Below are 18,601 nucleotides of genomic sequence, written 5' to 3'. Positions count from 1 at the left end.
ATATGAAATTGTCTTACTTAAAACACAGCCTTAAATTAATTGTATTTTTAATAAGTATCACCACTTTTTCTCAGCACGAGCTTAAAAACAAAGTAGTAGACTTTGTAAACTTGTTACCTATAGAAAATGCAAGTGTTTATGTTCAAAATACAACTATTGGTACAGTAACTAATGCAGATGGTAAATTTGTGCTTTTAGTACCAGAAGAAATGGCTAAAGATACTTTAGTAATTTCTTCAATAGGTTTTAAAAGTTATAAAGTTCCGGTTGATGAGTTTGATAATTCATTTGAAGTTTTTCTTGAAGAAGATGTCGCTACTTTGGAAGAAGTGGTGTTAAACGCAACACCAAGACCAAAAACGGGTGATAGTATTGTGCTTCGTGCTTTAGAGCGTTTGGATAGAAATTTTCCATCACAAGCTTATCTTCAAAAAGGATTTTTAAGACATAAAGAGCGAAATAAAAAACAATTTAAGTGGCTAATAGAAAGTGCGATTACTGTTTATGACGATACAACGTACGTTAATGGTGAAACGGATAATCTTAAAATAAACGTAGACGAAGTAAGAAAAAGTTACGATTTAAGAGATGTAGATAGTTTATTTGCTTACTCAACATATCTAAAGTATAATGCAAACGTTAATTTAAAACCTAAAAACTTAAGAAGAGACACTATAAAAACATCGTCTCTTGTTAAAGCAATTAAATGGAATGATACCAGAGTAAATGGATTAGAAGGTCTATTTAAAGGTAAATTGAATTTAGTAAGAAATTCAAAAAGTCCAGACGCCTTATTTGGAGAAGATGTTCTTGCTACTCACAAATTTAGATTAGATACCATATTAGTAGATAACGAACGTAAGATTTATAAAATCCAAATAGATAAATCAAGAGAGTATGTTGGTTTAGATACCGAAGGTATTTTTAATGAAGGGTATAATGCCAAAGGATGGATATATATCTACTGGGATAATTTTGCAATAAAAAAGATAGAATACGATTTAGTAGCCGCATCTCCAGCTCAAAAAACACGAAGTAAAAGATTGTTTGATACGCAGACCAACCATAAACTAGTGATTAGTTATATGGAATATCAAGACAAGATGTATCCAAACTATATTTATTACGAAACACCAAAACTGGTTAACGTAGGTTTAAAGAATGATCAAAATTTAACTGAAGAAGAGCAAGAACGCTACAATAAAGAAGAACGTTTTTATTACACAGTACAAGAAATATTATTTACCGAAATAATTTTAGACGAAGAAAAGCTATCGCAAGTAAATACATCAAATTGGGATCCAGATATTTTTGCAAAAAAACCTTACCATAAATCATTCTGGGATAGCTACAATACCTTATTAGAAAGTGAAGAAGATGAGCAGCTTATCAAGGATCTAACTAAAAGGTCTTCACTTTATAATAAAAATTAAAAGGCAAAAAATAAGGAGGTTAAAATATTTTTTAATTAAAGTTGAAATATTTAAAATACTTTCTATATTTGCACACCAAAATTTTAAAAGAGAGGAGGTTAAGACACTATGTTAATAATTCCATTAAAAGACGGAGAGAATATAGAAAGAGCGTTAAAACGTTACAAGCGTAAGTTTGACAGAACAGGAGCGCGTAAAGCTTTATACGAGCGTAAACAATTCGAAAAGCCTTCAGTTGTTAAAAGAGCACAAGTTCAAAAAGCACAATATATTCAAAGACTAAGAGATCAAGAGTCAATCTAAGTTTCTAAGTTAAAACAAATTAAATCCCACTTAAATAAAGTGGGATTTTTTTATGTTCAAAAATTAAAAGTGTATATTTATCTTTCATCTCAAAGCGTATGTTATTACAGTCATTTCTAGATTATTTACTACTCGAAAAAAACTACTCTGAGCTTACCATAAAAGCTTATGGTAAAGACATACAATCGTTTCTAGATTTTTTAAAAGAAGAATATAAAAATGAAAACCTAAAAGAAGTTAACTACGCTCAAATAAGAACATGGATTATAAAAATGGTAAATCAAAATATTTCTAACAGAAGTATTAATCGTAAAATTTCATCATTAAATAGCTTTTTCAAGTTTTTAATTAAAACAGAATACATTAAAATAAATCCATTAGCAAAGCACAAAGCATTAAAAACAAGTAAAAAAGTGCAAGTGCCTTTTTCTGAAGAAGAAATAAATTCTGTATTAAATAAAATAAGTCACGCAGATAGTTTTGAAGGTGTAAGAAATAAGCTTATTATCGAACTTTTTTACGCAACAGGAATAAGAAGGATAGAACTTATTAATATCAAGGTAAAAAACATAGACTTAGAGAGTAAAACTGTTAAAATACTTGGTAAAAGAAATAAGGAACGTGTCATTCCGTTATTAAATATGCTTGTAGATAGTATAAAAACGTATTTAGAAAAACGAAAGTCTTTAGAGAAGATAGAAGATGAAGATTACTTACTATTAACAGTTAAAGGTGTTAAATTATACGAAACACTTGTTTATAGAATAATCAATGAGTATTTTAGTCTAGCTTCAAGCAAAGTAAAAAAAAGTCCACATATACTCAGGCATTCATTTGCAACGCACCTTTTAAATCAAGGAGCAGAGCTTAATGCGGTAAAAGAACTTTTAGGGCATTCGTCATTAGCAGCAACACAGGTATATACACATAATAGTATTGCAGAGCTAAAAAAAGTTTACGCAAAAGCACATCCAAGAAGTAAAAAGGACTAATTGTTTAACCAAAAATTAATTCTCATGGAGGTAAACACACAAGCAGTTAACTTTAACGCAAAACCACAATTATTAGAATTTATTCAAAGAAGAATGAATAAGCTAGAGCAATTTTATGACAAAGTCATACAGACAGATGTCTATTTAAAAGTTGAAAACACAAATAATAAATCAAATAAAATATTTGAAGCCAAAATAAATATACCAGGAGATAGTTTAGTGGTAAAAAAACAATGTAAAACATTTGAAGAAGGAGTAGATACAGCAATTTCTTCTTTAAAAAGACAACTTCAAAAGCGAAAAGAAAAATTAAGAGCACAATTTTAAAATATTTCTCAAAAAATGTTTTGAATAAAAAAATAAATATATACATTTGCAGTCCGTTAGAAATAGCGGGCTTTTTTTGTAGTGCAATAAAAAGCAAAAAGCCGATGTAGCTCAGCTGGCTAGAGCAGCTGATTTGTAATCAGCAGGTCGTGGGTTCGAGTCCCTCCATCGGCTCGTTTAGATAGAAAACTTAATAAAAGTTTTTACGTTCATATAAAGAGTGAAAAGTTTAAATTGGGGAGATACTCAAGCGGCCAACGAGGGCAGACTGTAAATCTGCTGACTATGTCTTCGCAGGTTCGAATCCTGCTCTCCCCACTTTTTTAAACTTGATTAAGGATTTTAAATAATTGCGGGAGTAGCTCAGTTGGTAGAGCGTCAGCCTTCCAAGCTGAATGTCGCCGGTTCGAACCCGGTCTCCCGCTCTAATATTTAAGCCGGTGTAGCTCAGGGGTAGAGCGTTTCCTTGGTAAGGAAGAGGTCACGGGTTCAAATCCCGTCATTGGCTCTATATTTAAACAGAAAATTAGAATACACTAATATTATTATATAACTAAGATTAAATTATTAAAACATGGCAAAGGCAACTTTTGATCGTTCAAAACCACACTTAAATATTGGTACTATTGGACACGTAGATCACGGTAAAACAACTTTAACTGCTGCTATTACTAAAGTATTAGCTGATGCAGGTTTATCAGAATCAAGAGATTTCGATACTATCGATAACGCTCCAGAAGAAAAAGAAAGAGGTATTACAATTAATACATCACACGTAGAATATCAAACAGAAAAGCGTCACTACGCGCACGTTGACTGTCCAGGTCACGCCGATTACGTAAAAAACATGGTAACTGGTGCTGCGCAAATGGATGGTGCTATCTTAGTGGTTGCTGCAACAGATGGTCCTATGCCACAAACTCGTGAGCATATCTTATTAGGTCGTCAGGTTGGTATTCCTCGTATCGTTGTTTTCTTAAACAAAGTAGATATGGTGGATGATGCTGAGCTTTTAGAGTTAGTTGATATGGAGGTTAGAGAGTTGTTATCTTTCTATGAGTATGATGGAGATAATGGACCTGTAATTTCTGGTTCTGCTTTAGGTGCACTTAATGGTGAGCAAAAGTGGGTTGATACTGTAATGGAGTTAATGAATGCAGTGGATGAGTGGATTGAAGAGCCTGTTCGTGATATGGATAAGCCTTTCTTAATGCCAATCGAAGATGTATTCTCTATTACAGGTCGTGGTACTGTAGCAACTGGTCGTATCGAGACTGGTGTAGCTCAAACAGGTGATCCAGTTGAGATTATTGGTATGGGTGCTGAAAAATTAACTTCTACTATTACAGGTATTGAAATGTTCCGTCAAATATTAGATAGAGGTGAAGCTGGTGATAATGCAGGTATCTTATTAAGAGGTATTGAGAAAACTCAAATTTCTAGAGGTATGGTAATCACTAAACCAGGATCTGTAACACCACACTCTAAATTTAAAGCTGAGGTTTATATCCTTAAGAAAGAAGAAGGTGGACGTCACACTCCATTCCACAACAATTACCGTCCTCAATTCTACGTTCGTACAACTGACGTAACAGGAACAATTTCTCTTCCTGATGGAGTAGAGATGGTAATGCCAGGAGATAACTTAACTATCACTGTTGAGTTAATACAACCAATTGCAATGAACGTAGGTTTACGTTTCGCTATCCGTGAAGGAGGTAGAACAGTTGGAGCTGGTCAGGTAACTGAAATTTTAGACTAAGTTTTAGTCTACTAAAATAAAATTAAGGTGCTTCGTTCTTCGAAGCGCCTTGATTTATATTAACGGGTTTAGCTCAGTTGGTAGAGCACTGGTCTCCAAAACCAGGTGTCGGGAGTTCGAGTCTCTCAACCCGTGCAAAATAAATAGAATCTTTTAAGGTTTTATTTGAGCTTAAAAATTAAAATGTCTACTCTTTTAAGAAGAGACATAAATAAATAAAATTATGGCTGGAGTGGTAAATTACATAAAAGAATCATTTACAGAACTAAAGAATAATGTAAGTTGGACGCCTTGGGCAGAAGCTCAGAGTTTAACTATTCTAGTGGCTGTTTTTTCAATCATCTTTTCACTAGCTATTTGGGGAGTAGATACGGTTTTTAGTAAAGTAATAAGTTTATACTTTAATCTAATAAACGGATAAGATATAATGGCTGAAGTTGGAGAAAAAAAATGGTATGTTGTAAGAGCAGTTAGTGGACAAGAAAATAAGGTTAAAACTTATATTGAAAACGAAATTGCAAGACTTGGATTACAAGATTATGTAGAACAAGTATTAGTGCCTACAGAAAAGGTAGTTCAGATACGTAACGGAAAGAAAATAAACAAAGAAAAAGTTTATTTCAGTGGTTACATTATGATTAAAGCTAATCTTTCTGGAGAAGTTCCTCACATTATTAAATCTGTTACAAATGTAATTGGATTTTTAGGAGCTACAAAAGGTGGTGATCCATTACCATTAAGACAATCTGAAGTAAACAGAATGTTAGGTAAGGTAGATGAATTAGCTGTAGATACAGATGTTAACGTAGCTATTCCTTACACAGTTGGAGAAACAGTAAAAGTTATTGATGGACCATTTAATGGTTTTGATGGTACTATAGAAAAAATTAACGAAGAAAAGCGTAAGCTTGAAGTAATGGTAAAAATATTTGGAAGAAAAACACCATTAGAGTTAAGCTATATGCAAGTTGAAAAAATATAATAATTGTTACACTAAGGAAAGTACTCATAGCTTCCAAAAATTGAGTATGAAACTAAATTATTCAAAATGGCAAAAGAATTAGGAAAAGTAGTTAAACTACAAGTAAGGGGAGGCGCAGCGAACCCATCGCCGCCGGTTGGACCCGCTTTAGGTGCTGCTGGAGTTAATATCATGGAGTTCTGTAAGCAGTTCAATGCAAGAACCCAAGATAAAGCTGGTAAAGTATTACCAGTGGTGATTTCCGTATACAAAGACAAGTCATTTGACTTTGTAATCAAAACACCACCTGCAGCAGTTCAATTATTAGAAGCGGCCAAAGTAAAAAAAGGTTCAGGAGAACCTCATGTAAGAAAAGTAGCAAAAGTTTCTTGGGATCAAATCAGAACTATTGCAGAAGATAAAATGCAAGATTTAAATGCGTTTACATTAGATTCTGCAATGAAAATGATTGCTGGTACTGCAAGATCTATGGGTATAACTGTTAAAGGTGGAGATGCACCAAATTAACCTAAAAAGATTTTAAGAAAATGGCAAGATTAACAAGAAAACAAAAAGAAGCTCAAGCAAAAATAGAAAAGGATAGATTATATTCTTTAGAAGAAGCTTCTGCTTTAGTAAAAGAAATAACAAACACTAAGTTTGATGCTTCTGTAGATTTAGCAGTAAGATTAGGAGTAGATCCTAGAAAAGCTAATCAAATGGTTAGAGGTGTTGTATCTCTTCCTCACGGAACAGGTAAAGATGTTAAAGTATTAGCATTAGTTACACCAGACAAAGAAGAAGAAGCTAAAGAAGCAGGTGCAGATTACGTTGGTTTAGATGAATACCTTGATAAAATCAAAAGTGGTTGGACAGACGTAGACGTAATCATTACAATGCCTAGCGTTATGGGTAAATTAGGACCTTTAGGTCGTGTGTTAGGACCAAGAGGGTTAATGCCTAACCCAAAAACAGGAACTGTTACTATGGATATAGCAAAAGCTGTAACAGAAGTAAAGGCTGGTAAGATAGACTTTAGAGTTGATAAAACTGGTATCGTTCATGCATCAATAGGTAAAGCATCATTTAGTGCAGATAAAATTGCAGGTAACGCAAACGAATTATTAACAACATTAATTAAACTTAAGCCAACTGCAGCTAAAGGTACTTATGTAAAAAGCATTTACATGTCAAGTACTATGAGCCCAAGTATTGCAATAGATACTAAAATAGGTTAAGTAGTTAAAAACTTTTATTATGACAAGAGAAGAAAAATCACAAGTAATTCAAGACTTAACTGCACAATTAGCCGATAACGCTAATATCTATATTGCAGATATTTCTGGATTAAATGCAGGTGCTACTTCAGACTTACGTCGTGCTTGTTTTAAAGCAAACGTAAAGTTAGCAGTAGTAAAAAATACATTACTTGAAAAAGCAATGGAAGCTTCAGATAAAGATTTTGGAGACTTACCAACAACTTTAAAGGGAAATACTTCAGTAATGTATTCTGAAACAGGAAATGCTCCAGCTAAGGTAATAAAAGCCTTCAGAAAGAAGTCTGAAAAGCCTTTATTAAAAGGTGCTTTTATTGAAGAAGCTATCTATGTAGGAGATGACCAATTAGATACTTTAGTAGACATCAAGTCAAGAGAAGAATTAATAGGAGATATCGTAGGATTATTACAGTCTCCAGCTAAAAATGTTATTTCAGCTCTTAAATCTGGTGGAAACACATTATCTGGTTTAGTTAAGACCTTATCAGAAAGAGAAGGTTAAAAGAGTACGCACTTTTACAATTATATATTAAATTAAAAAATTATTAAAACGATAGAAAAATGGCAGATTTAAAAGATTTCGCAGAACAATTAGTTAACTTAACAGTTAAAGAAGTAAACGAGTTAGCTACTATTTTAAAAGATGAATACGGTATAGAGCCTGCTGCTGCTGCAGTAGCTGTTGCTGGTGGTGCTGCTGCTGGTGGAGCAGAAGCTGCTGAAGAAAAAACAGAATTCGACGTAGTTCTTAAAGCAGCTGGAGCATCTAAGCTTGCAGTTGTTAAATTAGTTAAAGAATTAACTGGTTTAGGATTAAAAGAAGCTAAAGAATTAGTTGATGGTGCACCAAGTAACATCAAAGAAGGAGTTTCTAAAGACGAAGCTGAAGGCTTAAAATCTTCATTAGAAGAAGCAGGAGCAGAGGTTGAGCTTAAGTAAGCTTAGCACTTAAATTTTACAAAGGTTTAGGTCTGGAGAGTTGTCTCTTAGACCTAAACCATTTGTCGTATATAGTGATTAACTATATACAAACATTTTTTTTTAATCAAAATTTCGTCCATTGATGTTAGTAACACAAGCTGAAAGATTAAATTTCTCTTCTATTATAAATAGAACTGAATACCCAGACTTTATGGATATTCAGATTAAATCCTTTCAGGATTTTTTCCAGTTAGAAACTAAATCTGAAGAAAGAGGTGATGAAGGTTTATATAACACCTTCCTAGAAAACTTTCCAATTACAGACACACGTAATCAATTTGTTTTAGAATTTTTAGATTACTTTATAGATCCACCAAGATACACTATTGAAGAGTGTATAGAAAGAGGATTAACTTATAGCGTTCCTTTAAAAGCAAGGTTAAAGTTATATTGTACAGATCCTGAACATGAAGATTTTGAAACCATAGTTCAAGATGTGTATTTAGGAACAATACCTTACATGACTCCTAGTGGTACATTTGTTATCAACGGAGCAGAACGTGTAGTAGTATCTCAATTACACAGATCGCCAGGTGTGTTCTTTGGTCAATCTTTCCATGCCAATGGAACAAAATTATATTCAGCAAGAGTTATACCTTTTAAAGGTTCTTGGATTGAATTTGCAACAGATATTAACCAAGTAATGTATGCGTACATCGATAGAAAGAAAAAGTTACCTGTAACTACTCTTTTTAGAGCTATCGGTTTTGAGCGTGATAAAGATATATTAGAAATTTTTGATCTTGCAGAAGAAGTTAAAGTTTCTAAATCTGGACTTAAAAAAGTTTTAGGACGTAAGTTAGCAGCACGTGTACTTAATACATGGCATGAAGATTTCGTTGATGAAGATACAGGAGAAGTTGTTTCTATTGAGCGTAACGAAATTGTTTTAGATCGTGATACAGAATTAGATAAAGATAATATAGAAGAAATCCTTGAAGTTGGAGTAAAAACTATTCTTTTACATAAAGAAACATCCCAACAAGGAGATTACGCTATTATTCATAATACACTTCAAAAAGATCCAACAAATTCTGAAAAAGAAGCTGTTGAACATATTTACCGTCAATTACGTAATGCAGAACCGCCAGATGAGGAAACTGCACGTGGTATTATTGACAAATTATTCTTCTCTGACCAACGTTACTCTTTAGGTGAAGTAGGTCGTTATAGAATGAACAAAAAATTAGGTCTTGATATTGGTATGGACAAACAAGTTCTTACTAAAGAAGATATCATTACCATTATTAAATATTTAATCGAGTTAATCAACTCTAAAGCAGAGATTGATGATATTGATCACTTATCAAATCGTCGTGTACGTACAGTAGGAGAGCAATTATCATCTCAGTTTGGTGTTGGTTTAGCACGTATGGCTCGTACCATTCGTGAGCGTATGAATGTACGTGATAACGAAGTGTTTACACCAATAGACTTAATTAATGCTAAGACGTTATCTTCAGTAATTAATTCATTCTTTGGTACAAACCAGTTATCTCAGTTTATGGATCAAACAAACCCATTAGCAGAGATTACTCACAAACGTCGTTTATCTGCATTAGGACCAGGTGGTTTATCTCGAGAGAGAGCAGGTTTCGAGGTACGTGACGTTCACTACACACATTACGGAAGACTTTGTCCTATTGAAACTCCTGAAGGTCCAAACATTGGATTAATTTCATCACTTTCTGTATATGCAAAGGTGAATTCTATGGGATTCATTGAAACGCCTTACAGAAAAGTTGAAGACGGAGTAGTAGATATTAAAGGAGATCCAATATATTTAAGTGCAGAAGAAGAAGAAGAAAAATTAATCGCTCAAGCAACTGTAAAAGTTGATGACAATGGTAAGATCCTTCACGACAAAGTAATTGCTCGTATGGAAGGAGATTTCCCAGTAATGGATCCAAAAGAAATCCATTATACAGATGTCGCGCCTAACCAGATTTCTTCAATTTCAGCATCTTTAATTCCATTTTTAGAGCACGATGATGCCAACCGTGCATTAATGGGATCAAACATGATGCGTCAAGCAGTACCATTATTAAGACCTCAATCTCCTATCGTAGGTACAGGTCTTGAAAAGCAAGTAGCATCAGACTCTCGTGTATTAATTAATGCAGAAGGAAATGGTATTGTAGAATATGTAGACGCTAACGAAATTGTAATTAAATACGAACGTACAGAAGACGAAGCAAAAGTAAGTTTTGATAGTGATGTTAAGTCTTATCCTTTAATCAAGTTTAGAAAAACTAACCAAGGTACTTCAATTAACTTAAAACCAATCGTAAGAAAGGGAGATAAAGTTGTTAAAGGTCAAGTACTAAGTGAAGGTTATGCAACTGAAAAAGGAGAATTAGCTTTAGGTAGAAACATGAAAGTTGCCTTTATGCCTTGGAAAGGGTATAACTTTGAGGATGCGATTGTGATTTCTGAAAAGGTAGTTCGTGAAGATATATTTACATCTATACATATTGATGAATATTCTTTAGAAGTAAGAGATACAAAACTAGGTAATGAAGAGTTAACTAATGACATACCAAATGTTTCAGAAGAGGCTACTAAAGACTTAGATGAAAACGGTATGATTCGTGTTGGAGCAGAAGTTAAACCTGGAGATATATTAATAGGTAAAATTACTCCTAAAGGTGAATCTGATCCAACTCCAGAAGAAAAACTTTTACGTGCTATTTTTGGTGATAAAGCTGGAGATGTAAAAGATGCTTCTCTAAAAGCATCACCTTCATTACACGGTGTTGTAATTAATAAGAAGTTGTTCTCTAGAGCAATTAAAGACAAGCGTAAAAGAGCTCAAGACAAAGAGGATATAGCAAAATTAGAAACGTTATATGCTACTAAATTTGATGAGTTACAATCTGTTCTAGTTGATAAACTTTTTACAATTGTTGGAGGAAAAACATCTCAAGGTATATACAATGATTTAGGAGAAGAAGTTTTACCTAAAGGTAAAAAGTTTACTCTTAAAATGTTAAACGCTGTTGATGACTATACTCACTTAACAAGTGGTACATGGACAACAGATGAGCATACTAATAAATTAGTTGCAGACTTAATCCATAACTACAAGATTAAGGAGAATGATTTACAAGGTGCGTTAAGAAGAGAGAAGTTTACTATTTCTGTTGGAGATGAACTTCCATCAGGAATTATCAAGCTTGCTAAAGTTTACATCGCCAAAAAGCGTAAACTTAAAGTAGGAGATAAGATGGCAGGACGACATGGTAACAAAGGTATTGTTGCACGTATTGTACGTCAAGAAGATATGCCTTTCTTAGAAGATGGAACACCTGTTGATATCGTTCTTAACCCATTAGGTGTACCTTCTCGTATGAACATTGGTCAGATTTATGAAACAGTACTTGGTTGGGCTGGGCAAGATTTAGGTAAAAAGTTTGCTACACCAATCTTTGATGGTGCTACATTAGATCAAATTAATGAGCTTACAGACGAAGCAGGTATCCCAAGATTTGGACATACATATTTATATGATGGAGGAACTGGAGACCGTTTTGACCAACCAGCAACAGTTGGTGTAATCTATATGCTTAAGTTAGGTCACATGGTTGATGATAAGATGCATGCACGTTCTATCGGACCTTACTCTTTAATTACACAACAACCATTAGGTGGTAAAGCACAATTTGGAGGTCAGCGTTTTGGAGAGATGGAAGTTTGGGCACTAGAGGCATATGGTGCATCTAGTACACTAAGAGAAATCTTGACAGTAAAATCTGATGACGTGGTCGGAAGAGCTAAAACTTACGAGGCAATCGTAAAAGGAGAAGCTATGCCAGAACCAGGATTACCAGAATCTTTTAACGTATTAATGCACGAATTAAAAGGTTTAGGGTTAGACATTAGATTAGAAGAATAAAAAAATAGTAGTCAGTAATCAGTATGTAGTTTATCTACATACTGAAAGCTGGAGACTGAATACTATAAGAAATTATGGCTAGAAAACAAGATAAGAATACAGTAAAGAGATTTAATAAAATCTCAATTGGTTTAGCATCACCAGAGTCTATTTTAGCAGAATCTAGAGGTGAAGTTTTAAAACCAGAAACTATCAATTATCGTACTCATAAACCAGAAAGAGATGGTTTATTTTGCGAGCGTATTTTTGGTCCTGTAAAGGATTACGAGTGTGCTTGTGGTAAATATAAACGTATTCGTTACAAAGGTATTGTATGTGACCGATGTGGTGTAGAAGTAACAGAAAAGAAAGTACGTCGTGACCGTGTAGGGCACATTAATTTAGTAGTACCAGTAGCTCACATTTGGTACTTCCGTTCTTTACCTAATAAAATAGGATATTTATTAGGATTACCATCTAAAAAATTAGACATGATTATTTACTACGAACGTTACGTAGTAATTCAACCAGGTAATGCTAAAAATGAAGAAGGAGAACCATTACAAAAAATGGACTTCTTAACAGAAGAAGAGTATTTAAATATTTTAGAAACACTTCCTCAAGATAATAACTATTTAGAAGACACAGACCCTAATAAGTTTATAGCTAAAATGGGAGCAGAGTGTTTAATAGAATTATTATCAAGAATAGACTTAGATGCTTTATCTTATGAGTTAAGACATAAAGCAAATAATGAAACTTCTAAACAACGTAAGACAGAAGCTTTAAAACGTTTACAAGTTGTTGAAGCTTTACGTGAATCTAATGAAAATAGAGAAAATCGTCCAGAATGGATGATAATGAAGGTGGTACCAGTAATTCCACCAGAATTAAGACCATTAGTACCATTAGATGGAGGACGTTTTGCAACTTCAGATTTAAATGATTTATACCGTCGTGTAATTATACGTAACAACCGTTTAAAGCGATTAGTAGAAATTAAAGCTCCTGAAGTAATTTTACGTAATGAGAAACGTATGTTACAAGAATCTGTAGATTCATTATTTGATAACACACGTAAATCTTCTGCTGTAAAAACAGACTCTAACAGACCATTAAAATCTTTATCAGATTCTTTAAAAGGTAAGCAAGGACGTTTCCGTCAAAACTTACTTGGTAAACGTGTAGATTATTCAGCACGTTCTGTAATTGTTGTAGGACCAGAATTAAAATTATTTGAATGTGGTCTTCCTAAAAATATGGCAGCAGAGTTATACAAGCCTTTCGTAATTAGAAAATTAATTGAGAGAGGAATTGTAAAAACTGTAAAGTCTGCAAAGAAAATTATAGATAAAAAAGAGCCAGTAGTATGGGATATTTTAGAAAATGTTTTAAAAGGACATCCAGTACTTTTAAACCGTGCTCCTACGCTTCACAGACTTGGTATTCAAGCTTTCCAACCTAAATTAATAGAAGGTAAAGCTATACAGTTACACCCATTAGTGTGTACTGCATTTAATGCCGATTTTGATGGTGATCAAATGGCGGTTCACTTACCATTAGGTCCAGAAGCTATTCTTGAAGCGCAATTACTTATGTTAGCGTCTCATAATATCTTAAACCCTGCAAACGGTTCGCCAGTTACTGTACCATCTCAGGATATGGTTCTTGGTTTATATTATATGACTAAAGAGCGTAAATCTACTCCAGAAGTTCAAATAAAAGGAGAAGGTTTAACTTTTTATTCAGCAGAAGAAGTGACTATTGCTTACAATGAAAAGCGTGTTGACTTAAACGCAGGAATTAAAGTTAGAGCAATCGATTTTAATGAAAACGGAGAGTTAGTACCACAAATTATTGAAACTACAGTTGGTCGTGTACTTTTTAATGAAAAAGTACCAGCTGCTGCAGGTTATATAAATACGGTATTAACAAAGAAAGCTTTAAGAGATATTATTGGTAATATCCTAAAAGTTACTAGTGTACCAGAAACAGCTCAGTTCTTAGATGAAATTAAAACTTTAGGATACAACTTTGCCTTTAGAGGTGGTTTATCTTTCAGTTTAGGAGATATCATTATTCCTGCAGAAAAGCAATCAATGATTGATGCTGCTAACAAAAAAGTAGATGTTATTACTGGTAACTATAACATGGGATTAATTACTAATAACGAACGTTATAATCAAGTAATTGATGAGTGGACATCTACCAATGCCGAGTTAACAGAATTATCTATGAAACGTATTAGAGAAGACCAACAAGGGTTTAACTCTGTATACATGATGCTTGATTCTGGAGCTCGTGGATCTAAAGAGCAAATTCGTCAGTTAACCGGTATGCGTGGATTAATGGCTAAGCCTAAAAAATCTAACGCTGGTGGTGGAGAGATTATTGAAAACCCAATTCTTTCTAACTTTAAAGAAGGACTTTCAATTTTAGAATACTTTATCTCTACTCACGGTGCTCGTAAAGGTCTTGCCGATACCGCACTTAAAACAGCCGATGCAGGTTACTTAACTCGTCGTTTAGTGGATGTATCTCAAGACGTTATTGTAAATAGTGAAGATTGTGGTACTTTAAGAGGTGTAGAAGTTGCACCACTTAAAAAGAATGACGAAGTTGTAGAAAGTTTAGGTGAAAGAATTGTTGGACGTGTATCATTAAATGATGTTTATGATCCATTAACAGAAGAAGTATTAGTAGAAGCTGGTCAATTAATTGACGAAACAATTGCTGATAAAATAGAAAAATCACCTATAGAGTCTATAGAAGTACGTTCACCATTAACATGTGAGGCTAAGAAAGGTATTTGTGCACAATGTTACGGTCGTAACCTAGCAACCAACAAAATGGTTCAACGTGGTGAAGCTGTAGGTGTTGTAGCAGCTCAGTCTATTGGAGAGCCAGGAACACAGTTAACACTTCGTACTTTCCACGTAGGAGGTATTGCAGGAAACATTTCAGAAGAAAATAAATTAATAGTTAAGTTCGATGGTGTTGCCGAAATTGATGACCTTAAAACAGTAAAAGGTACTGATAATGAAGGTAACGAAGTAGATGTTGTAATCTCTCGTACATCAGAACTTAAATTAGTAGATAAAAAGACAGGTATTGTTTTAAGTACTAACAATATCCCTTATGGGTCACATATCTTTGTTAAGAGTGGAGATAAGTTAAGTAAAGGAGATGTTGTTTGTTCTTGGGATCCATATAACGGAGTAATTATCTCAGAATTTGCTGGAAAAGTAAGATATGAAAATATCGAGCAAGGTGTTACTTATCAAGTAGAAATTGATGAGCAAACAGGTTTCCAAGAAAAAGTAATTTCTGAATCAAGAAACAAAAAATTAATACCTACTCTTATTATAGAAGATAGTAAGGGAGAAGCAATCCGTTCTTACAACTTACCAGTAGGAGCACACATTATGATTGACGATGGAGATAAGATTAAGGTTGGGAAAATCTTAGTTAAGATACCACGTAAATCTGCTAAAGCAGGTGATATTACAGGAGGTTTACCACGTGTAACAGAATTATTCGAAGCTCGTAACCCTTCTAACCCAGCTGTTGTTAGTGAAATTGATGGAGTTGTATCTTTTGGTAAAATTAAAAGAGGTAACCGCGAGATTATTGTAGAGTCTAAATTAGGAGATATTAAGAAGTACTTGGTTAAATTATCTAACCAAATCTTAGTACAAGAAAATGACTTTGTAAAAGCAGGTATGCCTTTATCTGATGGTTCTGTAACACCTAACGATATATTAAATATTAAAGGTCCTTCTGCAGTACAACAATACTTAGTTAATGAAGTACAAGAAGTTTACCGTTTACAAGGAGTAAAAATTAATGATAAGCATTTTGAGGTTGTTGTAAGACAAATGATGCGTAAAGTTAGAATTATTGACTCTGGAGATACTGTATTCTTAGAAAACCAACTAATTCATAAATCAGATTTCATAGAAGAAAATGATGAAATCTTTGGAATGAAAGTAGTTGAAGATGCAGGAGATTCTTCAAACTTAAAAGAAGGTCAGATAGTTTCTGCTTTCCAATTAAGAGACGAAAATTCTATACTTAAACGTGAAGATAAAAAGTTAGTTGTAGCTAGAGACGCTAGACCTGCTACAGCAACACCTATCTTACAAGGTATTACAAGAGCATCTCTTCAAACTAAGTCGTTTATTTCAGCAGCATCGTTCCAAGAAACAACAAAAGTTCTTAATGAAGCAGCAGTAAGCGGAAAAGTTGATACTTTAGAAGGTCTTAAAGAAAATGTAATTGTAGGTCATCGTATACCAGCAGGAACAGGTATGAGATCTTATGATAACATTATAGTTGGATCTAAAGAAGAATTTGATCAAATGATGAAAGCTAAACAAGAGGTTAACTTTAACTAATTGCTTAAAATAAAACATCATTTAAAATAAATTATAATAATTATAAGAATCCTGCCTTGTGCAGGATTCTTTATTTAAAAGAAAATAACATGTCAGACAATAAAGACAATAAGCAAAAACAAGGACAAATTAATATTGAGTTAGATGAAAAAGTTGCAGAAGGAACCTATTCTAATCTTGCAATAATAAATCATTCAGTATCAGAATTTGTAATTGATTTTGTAAGCATTATGCCAGGTACGCCAAAAAGTAAAGTAAAATCTAGAATTATATTAACACCACAACATGCTAAACGATTATTAAAAGCTTTAGGTGATAATGTAAATAGATTTGAAAAAGCTCATGGAGAAATTAAAGATTATGAGCAACCACCAATTCCATTAAATTTTGGTCCAACAGGTCAAGCATAAAAAAATCCCATCTTTTAGATGGGATTTATTATTTATAGATTTTTGTTATTTTTCATCGAATTTTTAATAAATTTAGATTATCTATTTGAAAATTTCAAGTTTTTTTAATGAGGTTTTTATGTTGAAATTAAAAATCAGAGTGTATTTATATGTATTTTTAATTAAAAGCTGTTTAAAATGGCTTAAAATTGATTTTTTAGTTATTTAAATTCTGAGACATAATGAAATTTAATACTTGGGTATTTTTGTTCTGTCATTTGAAGAGAAAAAGCAGAGTCTGCTAAAAACACTAGTTGCCCATGCTTATCTTTTGCAAGAAAACGTTGCTTAACTCTTAAGAAATCTTTGTATTCATCATTTTTAGGATCTTCAGGATCTACCCAACAAGCTTTGTACACATTTAAATTTTCATAGGTACATTTTGCCCCATATTCGTGCTCTAATCTGTATTGAATAACCTCATATTGAAGTGCTCCAACGGTACCGATTACTTTTCTTCCGTTTAATTCTAATGTAAATAATTGAGCAACACCTTCATCCATTAATTGATCTATACCCTTATACAATTGTTTGGATTTTAATGGGTCTGCGTTATTGATATATCTAAAATGTTCTGGAGAAAAGCTTGGTATTCCTTTATAGTTTATAATTTCTCCTTCTGTTAGTGTATCGCCAATTTTAAAGTTTCCTGTATCGTGTAATCCTACAATATCACCAGGATAAGAAACATCTACAATTTCTTTTTTTTCAGCAAAAAAGGCATTAGGGCTAGAAAATTTCATTTTCTTATTATTTCTAACGTGTAGGTATGGAGTATTTCTCTTAAACTCACCCGAAACAATTTTTATAAATGCAAGTCGGTCTCTATGCTTAGGGTCCATATTAGCATGAATTTTAAAGACAAAACCGGTAAATTGCTTCTCATCTGGTTTAACTAAGCGTTCTTCACTGTTTTTTGCTCTAGGTTTTGGCGCTATATCTACAAAACAATCTAGTAATTCTCTAACACCAAAGTTATTTAAAGCAGATCCAAAAAATACAGGTTGAAGTTGTCCGTTAAGATATTCATCTCTATCAAAATCAGGATAAATCCCTTCTACAAGCTCTAATTCTTCTCTTAATGTTTCGGCAGAATTATCTCCAATCAACTTATTGATTTCAGTAGAATTTATATCTGAAATTTCTATAGTTTCTTCAATGTTTTTACGGTTATCACCACTAAAAAGATTGATATTCTGTTCCCAAATATTGTAGATGCCTTTAAACTCATAACCCATACCAATTGGGAAGCTTAACGGAGTGACTTTTAATTTAAGTTTTTGTTCTATTTCATCTAATAATTCAAACGCATCTTTACCTTCTCGATCTAATTTATTGATAAAAACAATCATTGGTATATTACGCATTCTACATACTTCAACTAATTTTTCTGTTTGTTCCTCAACACCTTTAGCGACATCAATTACAACAATAACGCTATCTACAGCAGTTAATGTACGGTAAGTATCTTCTGCAAAGTCTTTGTGACCTGGTGTATCTAAAATATTAATTTTGATACCATTGTACTCAAAAGCTAATACAGAAGTTGCTACAGATATACCTCTTTGGCGTTCAATTTCCATAAAATCACTTGTAGCTCCTTTTTTAATTTTATTGCTTTTTACAGCTCCTGCTTCTTGAATAGCACCACCAAAAAGTAATAGTTTTTCTGTAAGTGTAGTTTTACCTGCATCAGGATGAGAGATAATACCAAAGGTCCTTCTTCTGTTGATTTCTTCTGTAAACTTCATTGAAAATTTAATTTTCGCAAATATATAGTTATTATTTGCATTTTAATATGTCAATCTTTGTTAATAGTAAAGGATGTTTGAGTAAAGTAGAACT

General features: G+C 33.1%; 15 protein-coding genes and 5 tRNA genes. 19 read left to right on the top strand and 1 reads right to left on the bottom strand.

The annotated features are described in order from the left end of the window. The first annotated feature begins 2 nt into the window (after positions 1-2). From INR78_RS02055 to INR78_RS01965, 19 genes are all read left to right on the top strand, one after another. The gene (locus INR78_RS02055; RefSeq protein ID WP_223077265.1) at positions 3-1,433 is read left to right on the top strand and encodes a carboxypeptidase-like regulatory domain-containing protein; all 1,431 of its coding nucleotides are present in this window, start codon (positions 3-5) and stop codon (positions 1,431-1,433) included. A gap of 108 nt (positions 1,434-1,541) precedes the next feature. Beyond that, positions 1,542-1,736, top strand: a complete 195-nt coding sequence (gene rpsU, locus INR78_RS02050; RefSeq protein WP_027880448.1) for a 30S ribosomal protein S21 — start codon at positions 1,542-1,544, stop codon at positions 1,734-1,736. 98 nt (positions 1,737-1,834) lie between these two features. Further along, positions 1,835-2,728 carry a tyrosine-type recombinase/integrase gene (locus INR78_RS02045; protein WP_223077264.1) on the top strand — a complete coding sequence of 298 codons (894 nt, stop codon included), beginning with the start codon at positions 1,835-1,837 and terminating at the stop codon, positions 2,726-2,728. A 24-nt stretch (positions 2,729-2,752) separates the two neighbouring features. Beyond that, positions 2,753-3,055 carry a ribosome hibernation-promoting factor, HPF/YfiA family gene (gene hpf, locus INR78_RS02040; protein ID WP_223077263.1) on the top strand — a complete coding sequence of 101 codons (303 nt, stop codon included), beginning with the start codon at positions 2,753-2,755 and terminating at the stop codon, positions 3,053-3,055. Positions 3,056-3,155: 100 nt separating this feature from the next. Continuing rightward, positions 3,156-3,229 (top strand) — tRNA-Thr (locus tag INR78_RS02035). 62 nt (positions 3,230-3,291) lie between these two features. Next, positions 3,292-3,373, top strand: a tRNA-Tyr gene (locus INR78_RS02030). Between the two features lie 34 nt (positions 3,374-3,407). Further along, positions 3,408-3,480: transfer RNA gene (locus INR78_RS02025), tRNA-Gly, on the top strand. 11 nt (positions 3,481-3,491) lie between these two features. Next, positions 3,492-3,563 (top strand) — tRNA-Thr (locus INR78_RS02020). 66 nt (positions 3,564-3,629) lie between these two features. Continuing rightward, complete coding sequence (gene tuf / locus INR78_RS02015; RefSeq protein ID WP_223077262.1) at positions 3,630-4,817, top strand: elongation factor Tu; 1,188 nt, start codon at positions 3,630-3,632, stop codon at positions 4,815-4,817. Positions 4,818-4,879: 62 nt separating this feature from the next. Further along, positions 4,880-4,952: transfer RNA gene (locus tag INR78_RS02010), tRNA-Trp, on the top strand. A gap of 88 nt (positions 4,953-5,040) precedes the next feature. Next, positions 5,041-5,238 (top strand): preprotein translocase subunit SecE, encoded by a 198-nt coding sequence (secE, locus tag INR78_RS02005; RefSeq protein WP_027880452.1) that lies wholly within the window; start codon positions 5,041-5,043, stop codon positions 5,236-5,238. 6 nt (positions 5,239-5,244) lie between these two features. After that, complete coding sequence (gene nusG / locus INR78_RS02000) at positions 5,245-5,799, top strand: transcription termination/antitermination protein NusG (RefSeq protein WP_223077261.1); 555 nt, start codon at positions 5,245-5,247, stop codon at positions 5,797-5,799. Between the two features lie 66 nt (positions 5,800-5,865). Next, entirely contained in the window at positions 5,866-6,306 is a 441-nt protein-coding gene (gene rplK / locus INR78_RS01995) for a 50S ribosomal protein L11 (protein WP_027880454.1), read from the top strand. Between the two features lie 20 nt (positions 6,307-6,326). Further along, the gene (gene rplA, locus INR78_RS01990; RefSeq protein ID WP_027880455.1) at positions 6,327-7,016 is read left to right on the top strand and encodes a 50S ribosomal protein L1; all 690 of its coding nucleotides are present in this window, start codon (positions 6,327-6,329) and stop codon (positions 7,014-7,016) included. A gap of 19 nt (positions 7,017-7,035) precedes the next feature. Beyond that, positions 7,036-7,557 (top strand): 50S ribosomal protein L10, encoded by a 522-nt coding sequence (gene rplJ / locus INR78_RS01985; RefSeq protein WP_027880456.1) that lies wholly within the window; start codon positions 7,036-7,038, stop codon positions 7,555-7,557. A gap of 59 nt (positions 7,558-7,616) precedes the next feature. After that, entirely contained in the window at positions 7,617-7,994 is a 378-nt protein-coding gene (gene rplL / locus INR78_RS01980) for a 50S ribosomal protein L7/L12 (protein ID WP_027880457.1), read from the top strand. A 124-nt stretch (positions 7,995-8,118) separates the two neighbouring features. Next, positions 8,119-11,931, top strand: coding sequence for a DNA-directed RNA polymerase subunit beta (gene rpoB, locus INR78_RS01975; RefSeq protein WP_223077260.1), 3,813 nt, complete (start codon positions 8,119-8,121; stop codon positions 11,929-11,931). A gap of 74 nt (positions 11,932-12,005) precedes the next feature. Further along, positions 12,006-16,307: a DNA-directed RNA polymerase subunit beta' gene (gene rpoC, locus INR78_RS01970; protein WP_223077259.1), complete on the top strand. Its 4,302-nt coding sequence runs from the start codon at positions 12,006-12,008 to the stop codon at positions 16,305-16,307. Between the two features lie 89 nt (positions 16,308-16,396). Further along, positions 16,397-16,717 (top strand): DUF3467 domain-containing protein, encoded by a 321-nt coding sequence (locus INR78_RS01965; RefSeq protein WP_027880460.1) that lies wholly within the window; start codon positions 16,397-16,399, stop codon positions 16,715-16,717. A gap of 200 nt (positions 16,718-16,917) precedes the next feature. Here INR78_RS01965 and INR78_RS01960 read toward each other — a convergent pair whose 3' ends face one another. Then, entirely contained in the window at positions 16,918-18,507 is a 1,590-nt protein-coding gene (locus INR78_RS01960; protein ID WP_223077258.1) for a peptide chain release factor 3, read from the bottom strand. Positions 18,508-18,601 lie beyond the last annotated feature (94 nt).

This window comes from Mesoflavibacter sp. SCSIO 43206, from assembly GCF_019904215.1.
Taxonomy (GTDB): domain Bacteria; phylum Bacteroidota; class Bacteroidia; order Flavobacteriales; family Flavobacteriaceae; genus Mesoflavibacter; species Mesoflavibacter zeaxanthinifaciens.
The sequence above is the reverse complement of the archived record's forward strand: the minus strand, read 5'-3'. Positions and strand labels throughout refer to the sequence as shown.

Bases quoted from the DNA above. Each gene is read 5' to 3' on its own strand.
- rplK (WP_027880454.1), top strand. From the start codon at position 5,866: ATGGCAAAAGAATTAGGAAAAGTAGTTAAACTACAAGTAAGGGGAGGC.
- rpoC (WP_223077259.1), top strand. From the start codon at position 12,006: ATGGCTAGAAAACAAGATAAGAATACAGTAAAGAGATTTAATAAAATC.
- rplJ (WP_027880456.1), top strand. From the start codon at position 7,036: ATGACAAGAGAAGAAAAATCACAAGTAATTCAAGACTTAACTGCACAA.
- rpsU (WP_027880448.1), top strand. From the start codon at position 1,542: ATGTTAATAATTCCATTAAAAGACGGAGAGAATATAGAAAGAGCGTTA.
- nusG (WP_223077261.1), top strand. From the start codon at position 5,245: ATGGCTGAAGTTGGAGAAAAAAAATGGTATGTTGTAAGAGCAGTTAGT.
- secE (WP_027880452.1), top strand. From the start codon at position 5,041: ATGGCTGGAGTGGTAAATTACATAAAAGAATCATTTACAGAACTAAAG.
- rpoB (WP_223077260.1), top strand. From the start codon at position 8,119: ATGTTAGTAACACAAGCTGAAAGATTAAATTTCTCTTCTATTATAAAT.
- INR78_RS02055 (WP_223077265.1), top strand. From the start codon at position 3: ATGAAATTGTCTTACTTAAAACACAGCCTTAAATTAATTGTATTTTTA.
- INR78_RS01960 (WP_223077258.1), bottom strand. From the start codon at position 18,507: ATGAAGTTTACAGAAGAAATCAACAGAAGAAGGACCTTTGGTATTATC.
- INR78_RS02045 (WP_223077264.1), top strand. From the start codon at position 1,835: ATGTTATTACAGTCATTTCTAGATTATTTACTACTCGAAAAAAACTAC.
- tuf (WP_223077262.1), top strand. From the start codon at position 3,630: ATGGCAAAGGCAACTTTTGATCGTTCAAAACCACACTTAAATATTGGT.
- hpf (WP_223077263.1), top strand. From the start codon at position 2,753: ATGGAGGTAAACACACAAGCAGTTAACTTTAACGCAAAACCACAATTA.
- rplA (WP_027880455.1), top strand. From the start codon at position 6,327: ATGGCAAGATTAACAAGAAAACAAAAAGAAGCTCAAGCAAAAATAGAA.
- INR78_RS01965 (WP_027880460.1), top strand. From the start codon at position 16,397: ATGTCAGACAATAAAGACAATAAGCAAAAACAAGGACAAATTAATATT.
- rplL (WP_027880457.1), top strand. From the start codon at position 7,617: ATGGCAGATTTAAAAGATTTCGCAGAACAATTAGTTAACTTAACAGTT.